This window comes from Acinetobacter courvalinii (assembly GCF_014635545.1).
In the GTDB taxonomy this organism is placed as follows: Bacteria; Pseudomonadota; Gammaproteobacteria; order Pseudomonadales; family Moraxellaceae; genus Acinetobacter; species Acinetobacter courvalinii.
In genome coordinates, this window is sequence record NZ_BMDA01000001.1 from 1,931,188 (window position 1) to 1,946,645 (window position 15,458).

A 15,458-nucleotide genomic window follows, 5' to 3' on the forward strand; every position below is an offset into this window, starting at 1 on the left:
TTATGGGTCAAAAACAGGGTTTTACAGTTTTAACTTTTCAGTTGTTGAAGCGTGCTTGTTTTTAAATGCTCAGCCTGTGGATCATGCACCGCATTTGCCTTGAAATAATTATCCCAGATAATCCGTGGATCGAAACTCATGGAAGCAAACATGGTAAGTACCACCACCGCTCCAAAAGCCACAGCACCCGGCCCGGCCAGAATGGTGGCAAGCGACTGGATCTGGATCAAGGCAGTCAATAATGCCACCACAAATACATCAATCATGGACCAGCGTCCAATAAACTCAACAATCCGGTACAGCAATGCGCAATGTTCAGGTGAAAAATGCAGTTTTGCCGAAGACTGCATAGAAACGGCAACCAGTAAAAAAACCAGAATCAGTAATTTTAAAATCGGGATAAAGATACTGGCCATGAAAATGACCACAGACACCAGATAATCGCCATTTTGCCAAAAGTAAATGACCCCACTGATAATGGTATCTTGCTGACGGCCCAATAATGAATCTGTAACGGTCATCGGCATTACATTGGCTGGAATATATAAAATAGCAGCTGCGATCACCAAAGCGAAGGTACGATTTAAACTTTGTGGCTTACGTACATGCAAGCGACTGTTACATCTGCAACAATGTAGGTGATCTTGTGCCACCTCTTTATTCGCAGCAGCGTTGAGTAATCCACAGCAATGGCACTGGATCAAGCCAACATCTTTTGCCCTGAGATAGTTTTTAACCTTTAAATCAGCGGCAGCAAGATGAGGCGCCATCATTCCAATTTCATCTTCGTTGTTGTTATTCATCCAAGACTCCGATCCACTTCGTCCCAGAGATCCTTGATCTTAACCGAAGCAATATAGACCAACAGTACACTTAATAAGGTAAATGCCCACAGCGCTACCCCCGGAATCACGGTCACCATCCCCACCAGTTTGACCAAAGTGACCAGCACCCCGATGAGAAACACCTCAACCATGCCCCAGGTCCGGAATAAAAACAGCATTCGGAGTGCTGGGGTTAAATATTTTGGTCGACGCCGAAATAGACTAATGCAAGACAGCACATAACTCAGCAATAATAGCTCGACCAAAGGCACAATAAAGGTGGTGATCAGGATCAATATCCCGACCAGCGCCCGATCGATATGAAACATGGTCCATGCTGCACCAATCAGGGTCGTTTGTGAAATATTGCCTTGCAGCTCCACAATCACGATAGGAAAACTATTGGCAATCACAAACACGATTAATGCCGTAATCACTAAAGCCAGTAGCGCGGAAAAGGACTGACCTCTACGGTACAATTCTGCACCGCAACAGGTACAGTAAGCCCGTTCACCAGATGAAAGCTCAACCCTGCGGTAAATCGCATCACATTCTTCACAACCTGCCAGTTCAGACAGTCTGACCTGCTGACCGATTGCTAAGGGCTGATTATTTTTATTCGCCATAATGCCCTGCCCATTGTAAAAATTCTTTCGTGTTTAAACGTATACCAGTTATACCTTTTCTTTTAACAATCACAACCACAGGCGATCATTGTTACACAATATATAAACATATCAGCAATTAAATTGTTTATTAAATCCAATCAGCAGATCGAAGCGTGACTGACTGCATTTCAAAACGTTGATCCATAAAAAACGGAGAGGCACTAGAAAATATCTAGCGGCTCTCCGTCGATAATATAATTTTTAGATGAAACTTATAACTTAATTGATTTTGTTTTTATAAAAAATATTGTAGCTGGCATAACAGGCAATAATGAACAGGATACAGCAGACAAAACCGACCTGCATTGAAGGATCCGTCACCATGCTGATACAGGTGATCACACAGAATAAACCGCCTAAAATCGGAGTTAACGGAAACAAAGGTGCAGCAAACTTCAGGTCTTTAACGGTTTTACCTGATTTGATCCATTGTCTGCGGAAGTTAAATTGACACACACAAATCGAAATCCACACCACCACCATGGTGAAAGCAGCAACACCGAGTAAGTTCTTGAAAATCGTTTCAGGGGCAAAATGTTCTGACAATAAACCCGGAATTGCGCCAAACATGGTGACAATAATCGCAATAATCGGTGTGCCTGAACGGGTCAGTTTTGAAAATACTTTTGGCAACTGATTCTTGGCAGACAATGACCACATCATGCGTGAAGCTGCAAATAACCCCGAGTTTGCGGCCGATAAAAGCGCAGTAATGATCACAAAGCGGATAATGTCTTCTGCATATGGAATGCCGATGTAGTTAAAGACCGTAACAAATGGGCTATTGCTGACGCTGTTGGCATTTAAGCCTGCCATTTCATAAGGCAATAATGCACAGATCACCACAATGGTTCCGACAAAGAAAATCAATAAACGCCAGATGGCCGCATTGATGGCTTTTGGTACGGTTTTGGCTGGCTCTTCTGCCTCACCTGCCGCAACGCCGATCAGTTCCGTGCCTGAGAAGGCAAAATTTACAATCAGCATGGTCGCAAAAATCGGGAAAATCCCATTCGGGAACCAGCCATGTTCGGTCAATTTACTAAATAAAGGTGCTGACTCATGCCCATGATAGGAAATCAGGCCAAAAATTGCCGCTAAGCCCAAGCCAATAAAACAGATAATGGTCAAGACCTTGACCAAAGACAACCAGAATTCGGACTCCGCAAATAGCCGCGTAGAGCTGACATTCAGGGTAAATACCAGCCCTGCAAATAATAAGGTCCACGTCCACATGGAAATAGAAGGAAACCACTCCTGCATCAGTAAGGCCGCAGCGGTAAATTCGGTGCCTAGCGTTGCCGTCCAGGTCAGCCAGTACAACCAAGTGATCATATAGCCCGTTCCTGGGCCAATATAGGTTCTGGCATACTCACCAAATGAACCTGAAACCGGCATCTGTACCGCCAATTCGCCTAAACACAGCATCACCATGTAAGCAATCACGCCGCCCAGCAGGTAAGAAAAAATCGCGCCCACGGGACCCGCCTGAGAAATCACGTCACCCGAGCCTAAAAATAACCCGGTTCCGATTGCACCACCCAATGAAATCATCACCAGATGACGCTTGGTCATGGCGCGTTTCAATGGTTTGCCGACTTCAATCTCTGCGCTAGAAGACCCCGCTAAACTGGCGACATCCTGCTGTGGTACATATTGTCCACTCAGGGTCTGGCCTGATGGAAATGTCTTTTCGTTATTGTTACTCATACACGGTCACTCCAACTGTATTCTTATGACAACCTGTCCTTGCTTTTGATTCATAAAAACGAATATCTAGATGATATTGCTTGAGGCGTTTTGTTCTACTGAACATCCATATTCAAACTCCATGTATTACTATTCCATAACGGCATCTAGCCACTGCACTGGCGAAGGCTTATTTGATTTCTTTTAATATCAACCCAGCCCGAAGCCCTGTTTTCACATTCGGGTTCGGGAATAAAATCCAGACTTGCTGATCATGCGCAATATAGGCACCTGCTTGCTGTGTTGCAATCTCTTCACCTTGCTGGAAGGTAGAAAAATTTGGTGCATCCGCGCTCAGATTCAGTTGAAAATCTTCACTTTGCTTTAAAATGGAATCCACCACCTTAAACTGGCGAACGGCGGATTTTTGTCTGATCGGTAAAGGCTGCTCTGCAAGTACAGCACGCAGCATCTGGTCAGTACTGGCAAATTCGGCCAGATCATTTTCACCAAACGGCTTAGCCTTGCCTAATTCCAAAGTACTGCTGGCGGCCTGAAAACGTTCAGTGCTGAAATGGGTGAAGGTTTTTCCAGCCGCATTGTGATAGACCAAAGCATCCAGATTGGCAGCATTCAAGCTTTGAATCAGGAAGTCATCATAAGGCTGTGTCTGATACGGAAATAAGGCAAATACGGGCAATAACGAAGCGCGAATAGCGGTATGCAAATCATAGTGATAACGTTGCGTAGCAAGCTGATCCTGTTCAAAGAACGCTGCTACCGCCTGCTCCAATTGTGCAGCCCGGGCAGTTTCCTGATCCTGAATTAAATTCTGATACCCACCGCAGAACATGCGATTCATATCATTTTCAAGATAACGAACCCCTTGTCGGATTGCGGCAGGATTGCCCAATACGAAAAGTACACGAACCGCTAAAGCCAGCTGACCGGCAAACACATCCTGAATGATCTGTGCCAGCAGTTCGATCGGTGCGGTTTCATTGCCATGAATACCGGCAGAAAGTACGATGGTTTTTCGATAAGCCGTTTTTGGCGTACATTGCAATAGCCCTTCACCAAGCCATTGCCATGTAAATCCAGCCGTTTCACCTTGCGTTTGCTCAGGTAGCTGTTGCGCCAAAGTCAATGCGAGTAGATCAACCATGTACTTTCATCCTTAAAAGCCGTTATTAAATGTTTATCTCTGGAAGTGATAAACCGAACCTAAACCCAGAATCTTGGTGAGTTCATCCAGCGCAGTACGACTCTCGATCAATAAATTTGGATCGGCCAGATCATCCTGGGTTAACTCGTCACGATAATGCTGATCGACCCACTGATTCAGGGTTTTGAACAATACATCATTCATAAACAGGTTTGGATTCACCGCAGCAAGTTCCGCGTCATTCACCGCCACCCGCAAACGCAAACATGCAGGACCACCGCCATTACGCATACTTTCACGCAAATCAAACACCTTGATGTCATCAATAGGCGTACCCATTTGAATCATGTCACTCAAATAGTCCCACACGGCTTTGTTCTGGCGTGATTCTTCGGGTACCACAATGCTCATGCCACCATCTGCACGGGTCAGAATCTGGCTATTGAATAAATAGGTCGATACCGCATCTTCAACTGTGACACGACTATCTGGTACTTCAATCGAGATAAACTCTTGCCCAATCCCCGCCATTTTTTCACGAATTTCATCCAATGCCGCAGCCTGATTTAAAAACGCCTGTTGATGATGGAATAAGACCTGTTGATTACTCACCGCAATCACATCATTATGGAATACGCCCTGATCAATCACATCTGGATTTTGCTGAATGAACACAGTTCGTTTCGCATCTAAACGATGTAAACGAGCAATTGCCTCACTTGCTTCACGGGTTTGACGCGCAGGGAATTTCTGCGGTGCAACCGTTCCACCGAGCTGTTGCTGTCCATAAACAAATACCTGTACACCGGCCTGGTCATATGCTCCACCAAGGCGATTATGATTGGCTGCCCCTTCATCACCAAACAAGGCTGCTTCTGGCAGTGCTTCGTGGTGCGCGAAATATACATCATTGTTGAACATTGCTTGCAGAATACGTGTAGTCGTATGATGCTCAATTGATCGATGGAACTTATTATTCAGGTTTGCCGCAGTAAAATGCATGCGACCATCCGCGCTATCCGCTGAAGGCGACACCGTACAGGAGTTCGCCGTCCACATCGATGATGCTGAACTCAATGATGATAACAATGCCGGTGCAGTGCGCATGGCCTGGGTAATCACGTCAATATCACTGCCGGTAAAACCCAAACGGCGCAGCGTTGGCACATGCGGACGCTCTTGTGGGGCAAACACGCCTTGCTTGAGTCCCAAATCCGCAAGCGCTTTCATTTTCTTCAAGCCTTGCTTTGCAGCCAATTTCGGATTGGATGCATTATTCCGGTTTTTAGTCGATGCGACATTACCAAAGGATAAACCTGCATAATGATGGGTCGGTCCCACTAAACCATCAAAATTAATTTCATAACCTGACATTTTTTTCTCCCTGTGTCCCGATACAAGCCGACTTACAGCACAATGCCCGGTGATAATTTTGAAGGTAAAGTAACGCTGTCACTTTCCAGTGATGCCATTGGCCATGCACTATAGTCTGCTGCATAGAAGGCACTGGCACGGTGATTACCTGATGCGCCCACCCCACCAAATGGTGCCGCACTTGATGCACCTGTTAATGGCTTGTTCCAGTTCACAATCCCTGCCCGCGCTTCAATCAATACACGATCAAATAAATTACGGTCAGGAGACACCAGACCCACGGCCAAACCAAAGCGGGTGTTGTTGGCAATGTTTAAGGCTTCATCGAAGCTGTTATAACGATAAATCGTAGTCAATGGGCCAAAGTATTCATCATCAGGAATATCGGTCACCTCAGTGACATCTAAAATACCCGCGGTGAGCAATGAACTGTCCGCTTGTGGACGTGTCATTTCCAACAATGCTTTTGCCCCCAAAGCAATCAGTTTGCTTTGTGCTGCCAACATCTGTTCCGCGGCATGTGCAGAGATGACACCGCCCATGAACGGTTGTGGTTCTGCATTCCATTCCCCAACCACTAGGTTTTTAGCGACTTCAACAAAACGTTGTATGAAGGCATCCCCATTGGCACCGTGTTTAACGATAATACGGCGTGCACAGGTACAACGTTGTCCCGCAGAAACGAAAGCAGACTGGATAGCTAAATTCACCACCGCATCAATATCGATTGCTTCATCAATGATCAGGGCATTATTGCCGCCCATTTCCAGCGCCAGGATTTTTTCAGGCGCACCTGCCATTTGTTTATGCAAGTGATAACCGGTATTGGCACTGCCTGTGAACAGCAAACCGTCAATCTGCTCAGCCGCCGCAAGTGCTTCACCGGTGCTGCGTCCGCCTTGTACGATATTCAGCACACCTTTTGGCAGACCTGCTTGCTGCCATAATTTTGCAGTTTCTTCCGCAGTCCAAGGCGTGAGTTCACTTGGCTTAAATACCACGGTATTGCCAGCAATCAGCGCAGGAACAATATGGCCATTCGGTAAGTGACCTGGGAAGTTATAGGGACCAAATACAGCCAGAACACCATGAGGACGATGACGTAACGACGCCACGCCATCTGGCATTTCAGTTTCGCTGAATCCTGTACGTTGATGATAAGCACGAATCGAAATCGCCACTTTACCGATCATCGACTGTACTTCAGTCAAGGTTTCCCAAAGCGGTTTGCTGGTTTCCTGACTAATCACTTCAGCCAACTGGGTTTTATTTTGTTCCAATAAGCCCGCAAAGCGCTCAATAATTGCAATACGTTCTTCTAGTGCTAAGCGTGCCCAAGCTGGAAATGCCTGACGTGCGGCATGGCATGCCTGTTCGACATTGGCCTGACTGGCTTCATGTCCCGCCCAAATTTGCTGATTGCTGGCCGGATTGGTTTTTTGAAATGCGGTTCCTTGTCCTTGCACCCAAGCACCATCAATTAATAATGCACCTTGTGACATTAGTTGTTCTCCATTTTTTCTAATGCTAAAACCCGTACTTCATCGTGTTCAGCAATATTCAGTGCCTGTGCTTGTGCTGCAGTTAAATGCAAAGTCTCGCTGTCATCGACTTTGTTATTGATCAGCAGCACGGCGTAATCTTTATATTGGTCATTGGCAACCAGAAAATGTGTCTCGGTACTTTCGACCTGCTCAGTGAGTCTGACTTTAAGCAACCGACTTTCTTTCACCGCCCGTAACTCGGCCGTAGTCGCTTCCAGTGTGGGCCCCGCATCAAAAATATCGACATGACCCTGATATTTAAGACCTTCAGACATCAACACTTTGGCTGCTGGCAGCGTATGGGGATGCACTTCTGCAATCACCTCACGTGCCTCTGAAGACAGCAAGTCCACATAGACTGGAAATCTCGGCATCAACTCTGCAATAAAGGCTTTTTGCCCGACACCACTGAGATAATCCGCTGCGGCAAAATCCATATTGAAAAATAGATAACCGAGTGAATCCCAAAAGGGTGACCGCCCATTCTGGTCGGAAAAACCACGCATTTCTGCAATCAGTCGCTCTTCAAAAAAAGAACGGAAGGCTGCAATAAACAGAAAACGGACCTTGGATAAAAATTTACCGTTCTGGTTTTTACGATATTCAGGGTCAAGGAATAAGGTGCAGAGTTCACTGCAACCCGTATGGTCATTGCTTAAAAACAAGGTATCCAGGGTCTTATACACATTTAAGGCTTTAGACGCATGCACCTGTTTTGCCACACGGAAGTTGTAAAAGGGTTCATTGAGCCCGACTGCAACTTCAATTGCACTGACACCCACAATTTTGCGAATGCTGGTGTCTTCCAGTACAAACAGATAACTTGCCTCACACTTTTCGGTCAGACCCGCTAAAGTACGTGTGGTGCGTGTAATACGTTCAGCCAGAATGTCTCTATTTTGTGGTAAGGAGGTCAGGCCAATGCCCGACTCCCCCGCTCGTTGCGCTAAACGATAAATATCATCTAAGTCCCGATGCGCTGCATGTCTAACAATCATCATGGTTAGATGCTCACAGCAGACTTAGAGGCGTGCTAATGCACGAACAAAACGGTTTAGACCTTCATCAATATCCTGTTGAGGAATGATCAATGATGGTGTGAAACGAACCACATCAGCCCCTGCAACCAAAGCCAATAAGCCTTCTTCACCGGCTAAGGTCACAATATTTTTGGCTTTACCGGCATGTTCATCTTTCAGCACGCAGCCAATTAATAAACCTTGACCGCGAATCTCTTTGAACAGGCCATATTGCGCATTGATTTTATTTAAGGCTTCAATGAAATATTGATGACGTTGTTTTACGCCGTCTAACACTTCTGGTGTATTGATAAATTCAAATACCGCACCTGCCACGGCACAGGCTAAAGGGTTGCCGCCATAGGTAGTACCATGATCACCCACGGCATACATGTTGGCATAATGATCTGTAGTGATCATGGCACCAATCGGGAAACCACCGCCCAATGCTTTTGCTGTGGTCAAAATGTCAGGCGTTACGCCCGTATTCATATAAGCATAAAGCGAACCGGTACGGCCAACCCCTGTTTGGACTTCATCAAAAATCAGTACCGCACCTTTTTCATCACACAGCGCGCGTAAGCCTTTCAGGAATTCGATATCTGCTGGCAGCACACCGCCTTCACCCTGAATGGGTTCAACAATCACGGCACAGGTATTTTCAGTGATCGCGGCTTTGGCTGCTTCAAGATCATTAAATGCCGTATGTTCAATGCCACCTGGTAACGGTGCAAAGTCTTGAGAATATTTTGGCTGCCCACCCGCCGTTACGGTAAATAAAGTACGACCGTGGAAGGCATTTTTAAACGCAACAATCTGGTTCTTGTTTGCATTGCCGCTGAGCAAACCGACTTTACGTGCCAGTTTCAACGCCGCTTCATTGGCTTCTGCACCTGAGTTACAGAAAAAGACTTTGTCGGCAAAGGTACTGTCAACCAGTTGCTTTGCAAGACGTAACACTGGCTCGTTGGTATAACCATTACCAATATGCCATAACTTTTGCGCTTGTTCGGTTAAGGCATTGACTGCCACAGGATGTGCATGACCCAAAGCGTTTACCGCGATCCCGCCTGCGAAATCAATATACTCTTTATCGTTTTGATCCCAAAGACGAGAACCTTCACCACGTACTAAAATGAAATTTGCCGGGGCAAAAACTGGCACCATCCAATCATTAAAATTACTACGTGTAATTGCGACTTCGCTCATTTTATTTACTCACTTCCTGTTTTAATCTTCAGGCCTGTTGAATGCTCAACAAGCCCTTTACGCTTATTGTTTGAGGGACTGATTAGCCCGGGAAAATCCCGCGTTCTTTACGTGCTTTCAGGATACGTTCACACGCCAGAATATAAGCTGCGGTACGCAAGCTGCATTCTTTCTGTGCTGCGGTATTCCAGACATCCGCAATTGCCTGGATCATCAATTTGTCCAGACGTTCATTGATCTCGTCTTCGCTCCAGAAGTAGCTCGCCATATCCTGAACCCATTCAAAATAACTGACGGTTACACCACCCGCGTTGCAGATTACATCTGGAACAACGGTAATATTACGGCTCACGAAAACATCATCAGCTTCTGGGTAAGTTGGACCATTGGCGCCTTCAAGTACGATTTTCGCTTTGAGTTTTTGTGCACGTTCAACCGTGATCTGGCCTTCCAGTGCTGCTGGAATCAGAATATCCATCTCAACTGTCCAGAATTCTTCATCCGAAATCACAGTTGAATCGGCAAAGCCTTTCACACCGCCCGTTTCCACCACATGTTTTTGCAGGGCTTTCACATCCAGACCTTCTGCATTGAAGATGGTGCCGGTATGGTCTTGTACGGTCACAATTTTTGCGCCTGCATGGCTGAACAGATAGGCCGCTTCATTACCCACATTACCAAAGCCCTGTACAGCCACTTTACTGCCTTCGACTGGTAATTTGATGCGTTCTGCCACCTGCATACCGGTTACGAATACACCGCGACCTGTGGCACGAACACGGCCCAGCGAACCACCTAAATGAACGGGTTTTCCTGTAACCACACCTGTAACCGTATGGCCTTTGATACTTGAATAAGTGTCCATCATCCAGCCCATAATGTTGGCATTGGTACCGACATCTGGCGCAGGAATATCAATTTGTGGACCGATAATTGGGCTGATTTCACTGGTAAAACGGCGGGTTAAACGCTCGAGTTCACGTGTCGACAATTCTTTTGGATTCACACGGATACCGCCTTTCGCGCCACCGAATGGCAGATTCAATACAGCCGTTTTAATGGTCATCCATGCAGACAATGCCATGACTTCATTTAATTCAACATCTTGGTGATAACGAATACCGCCTTTACCCGGGCCACGTGACAAATTGTGCTGTACACGATAGCCTTCAAAATGACGGATTGAACCATCGTCCATCACGATTGGAACATCAACAATCAAGGTACGTTTTGGGGTTTTCAGTGTGTTGATAAAGTTGCTGAGGTCGGCATCCAGATAAGGGGCTACCCGATCAACTTGAGTGAGAAAGGTTTGCCAAGCACTACCGTTTTGAGCCGCATATGATAAAGACATCATCTATTCCTTAATTAATCATTTGTCCCTGTTATTCACAGATTCCCTTTTTTTCAGGGCGTCCTACCCCATCCTCCCTAATCGGCATTGTGCTTCTTTTCACTGAATCAAAAATGCTTGGGGTTTTGTATAAGATTATTATTAAGAATCAAATTGATTCACAAAATTCGTTATAATGATTAAAATGAATTATTTTTTATCAATTTGCTAATAGTAAATATCAAAATGAACAATATCGATCATATTATATTAGGATTACTCAAAGACAATGCACGGATGTCCATTACCGATCTGGCGGCCAAAACACGGGTGTCGCGCGCAACCGTACAGAAACGAATTGAATATATGGAATCGACTGGTGTCATTACCGGTTACACGGTGCGCTTCCGCCCCAGTGCAGAGAAGAATATCATTCGGGCATGGATGAATATTATGGTGGAAGGGACCAAAGCCCAAGCCGTGATCCGCGAATTGCGTCTCGAATCTGCGGTAGAGCGTCTGCATACCACCAATGGAAAGTGGGATATTCTGGTCGAGTTACAATCCGACAGTCTGGAAAATTTTGATAAGGCTTTGGAGCGAATCCGAAATATTTCAGGTATTTACAATAGTGAAACCAGTATTTTACTGTCGACCTATAAAACCTGATCAGACTAAAAGTCAAAGATTGCAGACATGAATAAGGGCGCACAATCGAAATGATCATGCGCCCTTTAAAAAAATCACTTATCGCTTATGCAGTGACACGACGGTAACTGCGATATTCTGGTGTCCAGAAATTATCATCAATCACTGTTTTCAACACATCATTACTCATCGGAACGGCCAAGCCATCGGCCATCGCTGCTTTTGCCACTTTAAAGGCAATAAACTTGGACACTTGCTGAATATCATTAATATTCGGCAATAAATCCGCTGCCGGGTTTTTCAGGCGTGGCGAACAATCTGCCAAAGCCGTGCTAGCAGCCATCAGCATAGCGTCACTGATATGCGTTGCGCCACATGCAATGACACCCAGACCAATCCCCGGGAAGATATAGGAGTTATTACACTGCGCAATGCTATAGGCCTTGCCCTGATAATAAACTGGCGCAAATGGACTACCTGTCGCAACAATCGCCGCGCCATCTGTCCATTCGATAATATCTTTAGGTTGTGCTTCCACTTGTGAAGTCGGGTTCGACAGTGGCAGAACAATCGGATGTTTGTAATATTTCGCTAAGGTTTTGATCACTTCTTCACTGAACAAGCCCGCCTGACCGGAAACACCAATCAGGATACTCGGTTTGGCATTTTTCACCACATCCAGTAAACCGACATATTCACCGGTATATTCCCAGTCACTGATGGCATTGGTTGGTGTCGCCAGCTTTTGCTGGAAATCGAGTAAATTTGGCTGTTGGTCGGTCATCAGACCAAAACGATCCACCATAAAGATACGTGAACGTGCTTCATGATCACTGAGCCCTTCATCCATCATTTGACGAACGATCTGCTCTGCGATACCGCAACCTGCCGAACCCGCACCAACAAAAGTAATGGTTTGGTCTTTAAGCTGCTTGCCTTGTGAACGAGAAGCCGCAATCAGGGTTGCCGCTGTTACAGCCGCCGTGCCTTGAATATCGTCATTAAAACAGCAAATCTTATCTCGATACTGGGTTAATAACGGCATCGCATTCATTTGCGCAAAGTCTTCAAACTGGATCAGTACATCAGGCCAACGCTGACGCACCGCAGTAATAATTTGCTCAACGAATTCATAATATTGCTCACCACGAATACGCGGTTGTTTCCAGCCCATATAGATTGGATCATTCAGCAATTCTTCGTTGTTAGTTCCGACATCAATGGTAATCGGCAAGGTATAGGCAGGACTGATACCACCACAGGCAGTATAAAGAGATAATTTGCCGATCGGGATACCCATCCCTCCAATCCCCTGATCACCTAGACCTAAGATACGTTCGCCATCTGTAATCACGATGACTTTGACATTTTTCTTATTCACATTGTGAATAATCTGGTCAATGTACTTACGTTCTGGATAAGAAATAAAGATACCACGGTGACGACGATAAATATCAGAGAAACGCTGGCAGGCTTCCCCTACCGTCGGGGTATAGATAATTGGTAGCATTTCATCTAAATGCTGACTCAATAGGCTATAGAACAGGGTTTCGTTGGTGTCTTGGATATTTCTTAAATAAATATGCTTATTCAGGTCACTGTCAAATGAAAGGTACTGTTGATAAGAGCGTTGTGTTTGCTCTTCGATGTTTTCAATATTGTATGGAACGAGACCATGTAAATTAAAATTTTCTCTTTCCTCTTCAGAGAAAGCAGAGCCTTTATTTAACAGCGGAAGTTCTAAAAGAGCATTCCCAGCATAGGGAATATATAAAGGTTTTTTGATTTTACTAGGGGTCGCAGGCATACCTTACTCTTGAGATTATCCGTCAAATATATAAAATTTCGTTGCTTAAATTCTTATGCAAAAAGAATTCTGGCGAAGTGAATAATTTACACTAATCCGCCCTCGAAACCGAATAATCTGACGGTATGTAAAGTGATTCAACATTTAGGAAATAAATAGTACTCGCTAATAATGCACATTTGTAGTCCATCTGTGGCGATATTTTGTAGGTTTTTTATACGGATAGATAATTTATAAACAAATATTTTATACAGACCTCATTTCAATCAGGATCTGAGGCCTGCTTGCTCAACAAAAATTTTAGTTATTTTCTTGTTCAAATTCCTGAATCGCTTCTTTGGCAATCCGGAAACTGTCTACTGCAGCAGGCACGCCACAATAGATTGCAACCTGTAGTAGCACTTCACGGATCTTTTCTTTTGGCACGCCATTTCGTAGCGCACCTTTGACATGCAGTTTAAGTTCATGCGGACGGTTGAGCGCAGAAATCATGGCCAGATTGATCAAACTACGTTCAGGTTTGCTGAGCTCCTCACGTCCCCAAACAGCACCCCAACAATACTCGGTTACCAATTCCTGTAAAGGTAGATTAAAGTCATCTGCATTGTTGATTGAATTATTGACGTAACTTTCTCCAAGCACCTGTTTACGGATTGCTAAACCTTTTTCAAACTTTTCATTGCTCATGGATTCAATCCTCCAAATAAGGTGTATTTGATTTCAAGATAATCTTCAATGCCGTATTTTGAGCCTTCACGCCCTAAACCTGAATGTTTAATCCCGCCAAAAGGAGCAACTTCATTGGAAATCAGGCCTTTATTAATTCCCACCATACCATATTCAAGTTGCTCACTCATGCGCCATGCTCGTCCTAAATCCTTGGTATAACAATAAGCAGCTAGACCAAACTCAGTCGCATTCGCCATGTCTATCGCCTGCTGTTCCGTTTCAAATTTAAAAACTGCGGCTAAAGGCCCAAAGGTTTCCTGAGTTGCAACATCCATTTCCGTTGTCGCGTCGGCAATAATGGTCGGTTCATAAAAAAGTTCGCCCGCCTGATGACGCTTGCCTCCCGTAATTAAACGTCCTGCTTTGGCTAAAGCATCTGCAACATGTGCTTCAACTTTTTTCACGGCATTGCTATTAATTAAAGGGCCAATTTCATTTCCAGCTTCGAATCCATTACCAATGGCGAAAGCATTCACTTTGGCAGTTAATGCGGTAATGAAGCGTTCATAAATACCGTCCTGAACCAGAAAACGATTCACACAAACACAGGTTTGCCCAGCATTGCGATATTTGGCAATCAATGCCCCTTCAATCGCAGCATCTAAGTCTGCATCATCAAACACAATAAACGGCGCATTGCCACCCAACTCGAGAGAAACTTTCTTCAGGGTCTGAGCTGAACGCTGGTAAAGTAATTTCCCCACAGGCGTGGAGCCAGTGAAGGTGAATTTGCGTACATCATCACTTTCAAAAATCGCATCACCAATGGTTACGGCATCCCCCGTAATGACACTAAAAATTTCTGCGGGGATACCGGCCTGAATAGCAAGATCAACCAAAGCTAACGCCGTAAAAGGTGTTTCTGGTGCAGGTTTTACAATACATGGACATCCTGCTGCCAAAGCGGGTGCAACTTTACGGGTAATCATGGCTGCCGGAAAATTCCACGGCGTAATCGCGGCAATGACACCTATCGGCTGCTTGCTCACAATAATACGTGCATCAGGATATGGGCTTGGAATGGTATCCCCATAGACCCGCTTTGCTTCCTCTGCAAACCATTCTACAAAACTGGCAGCGTATAGGATTTCTCCTCTTGCCTCTGCTAAAGGTTTGCCCTGTTCACTGGTTAAAATAAATGCCAGCTCATCGGCATGTGCGACCATGAGATCAAACCATTTTTTTAAAATAATAGAACGATCTTTAGCTGTCTTATTTTTCCACGTTGCCCAATGCTTCACAGCAGCCTGAATTGCACGATCCGCTTCAGCTTTCCCCATATTCGGCACAGTACCAATCATTTCTTGTGTCGCAGGATTATAAATCTCTGAAGTTTGCTGGTTATCAGCATCACACCACTGTCCAGCAATAAGCGCTTGTTGGTGGAATAATTGCATTTGTTGAAGTTGCATACACGTTATCCTGTATCGGCGTTGGAATAGGTCAACA

13 protein-coding genes are annotated in these 15,458 nt (G+C 45.1%); 1 reads left to right on the forward strand and 12 read right to left on the reverse strand.

Features of this window, described 5'->3' with window-relative positions; genetic code table 11:
- Positions 1-29: 29 nt before the first annotated feature.
- The 9 genes from IEV39_RS08835 to IEV39_RS08875 all read right to left on the reverse strand — a co-directional run bounded on the left by IEV39_RS08835 (position 30) and on the right by IEV39_RS08875 (position 10,849).
- Positions 30-773 (reverse strand): paraquat-inducible protein A, encoded by a 744-nt coding sequence (locus IEV39_RS08835; protein WP_371873709.1) that lies wholly within the window; start codon positions 771-773, stop codon positions 30-32.
- A 26-nt stretch (positions 774-799) separates the two neighbouring features.
- The gene (locus IEV39_RS08840; RefSeq protein ID WP_005284311.1) at positions 800-1,450 is read right to left on the reverse strand and encodes a paraquat-inducible protein A; all 651 of its coding nucleotides are present in this window, start codon (positions 1,448-1,450) and stop codon (positions 800-802) included.
- Positions 1,451-1,711: 261 nt separating this feature from the next.
- Positions 1,712-3,202: an amino acid permease gene (locus IEV39_RS08845; protein WP_005229226.1), complete on the reverse strand. Its 1,491-nt coding sequence runs from the start codon at positions 3,200-3,202 to the stop codon at positions 1,712-1,714.
- Positions 3,203-3,371: 169 nt separating this feature from the next.
- Positions 3,372-4,346 (reverse strand): succinylglutamate desuccinylase, encoded by a 975-nt coding sequence (gene astE, locus IEV39_RS08850; protein WP_005284309.1) that lies wholly within the window; start codon positions 4,344-4,346, stop codon positions 3,372-3,374.
- A 33-nt stretch (positions 4,347-4,379) separates the two neighbouring features.
- Positions 4,380-5,720 carry an N-succinylarginine dihydrolase gene (astB, locus tag IEV39_RS08855; RefSeq protein WP_005284305.1) on the reverse strand — a complete coding sequence of 447 codons (1,341 nt, stop codon included), beginning with the start codon at positions 5,718-5,720 and terminating at the stop codon, positions 4,380-4,382.
- A 32-nt stretch (positions 5,721-5,752) separates the two neighbouring features.
- On the reverse strand, positions 5,753-7,222 hold the full coding sequence (astD, locus tag IEV39_RS08860) for a succinylglutamate-semialdehyde dehydrogenase (protein ID WP_005284302.1): 1,470 nt from the start codon (positions 7,220-7,222) through the stop codon (positions 5,753-5,755).
- Complete coding sequence (gene astA, locus IEV39_RS08865; RefSeq protein ID WP_005284300.1) at positions 7,222-8,265, reverse strand: arginine N-succinyltransferase; 1,044 nt, start codon at positions 8,263-8,265, stop codon at positions 7,222-7,224. The genes astD and astA overlap by 1 nt, the downstream gene beginning before the upstream one ends.
- A 21-nt stretch (positions 8,266-8,286) precedes the next feature.
- A complete protein-coding gene (locus tag IEV39_RS08870) occupies positions 8,287-9,492 on the reverse strand; it encodes an aspartate aminotransferase family protein (RefSeq protein WP_005229221.1) in 1,206 nt (401 codons plus the stop codon).
- Between the two features lie 82 nt (positions 9,493-9,574).
- Positions 9,575-10,849: a Glu/Leu/Phe/Val family dehydrogenase gene (locus tag IEV39_RS08875; protein ID WP_126687443.1), complete on the reverse strand. Its 1,275-nt coding sequence runs from the start codon at positions 10,847-10,849 to the stop codon at positions 9,575-9,577.
- A gap of 222 nt (positions 10,850-11,071) precedes the next feature.
- Between IEV39_RS08875 and IEV39_RS08880 the strand changes: the two genes are divergently transcribed.
- Positions 11,072-11,494 carry an Lrp/AsnC family transcriptional regulator gene (locus tag IEV39_RS08880; protein ID WP_004771166.1) on the forward strand — a complete coding sequence of 141 codons (423 nt, stop codon included), beginning with the start codon at positions 11,072-11,074 and terminating at the stop codon, positions 11,492-11,494.
- Between the two features lie 85 nt (positions 11,495-11,579).
- Here IEV39_RS08880 and IEV39_RS08885 read toward each other — a convergent pair whose 3' ends face one another.
- From IEV39_RS08885 to IEV39_RS08895, 3 genes are all read right to left on the reverse strand, one after another.
- A complete protein-coding gene (locus IEV39_RS08885; RefSeq protein ID WP_005284294.1) occupies positions 11,580-13,280 on the reverse strand; it encodes an NAD-dependent malic enzyme in 1,701 nt (566 codons plus the stop codon).
- A gap of 300 nt (positions 13,281-13,580) precedes the next feature.
- Positions 13,581-13,967, reverse strand: coding sequence for a carboxymuconolactone decarboxylase family protein (locus tag IEV39_RS08890; protein ID WP_005284291.1), 387 nt, complete (start codon positions 13,965-13,967; stop codon positions 13,581-13,583).
- Complete coding sequence (locus IEV39_RS08895) at positions 13,964-15,421, reverse strand: NAD-dependent succinate-semialdehyde dehydrogenase (RefSeq protein WP_005284289.1); 1,458 nt, start codon at positions 15,419-15,421, stop codon at positions 13,964-13,966. Before IEV39_RS08895 ends, IEV39_RS08890 begins: the two co-directional genes overlap by 4 nt.
- Between the last annotated feature and the right edge of the window lie 37 nt (positions 15,422-15,458).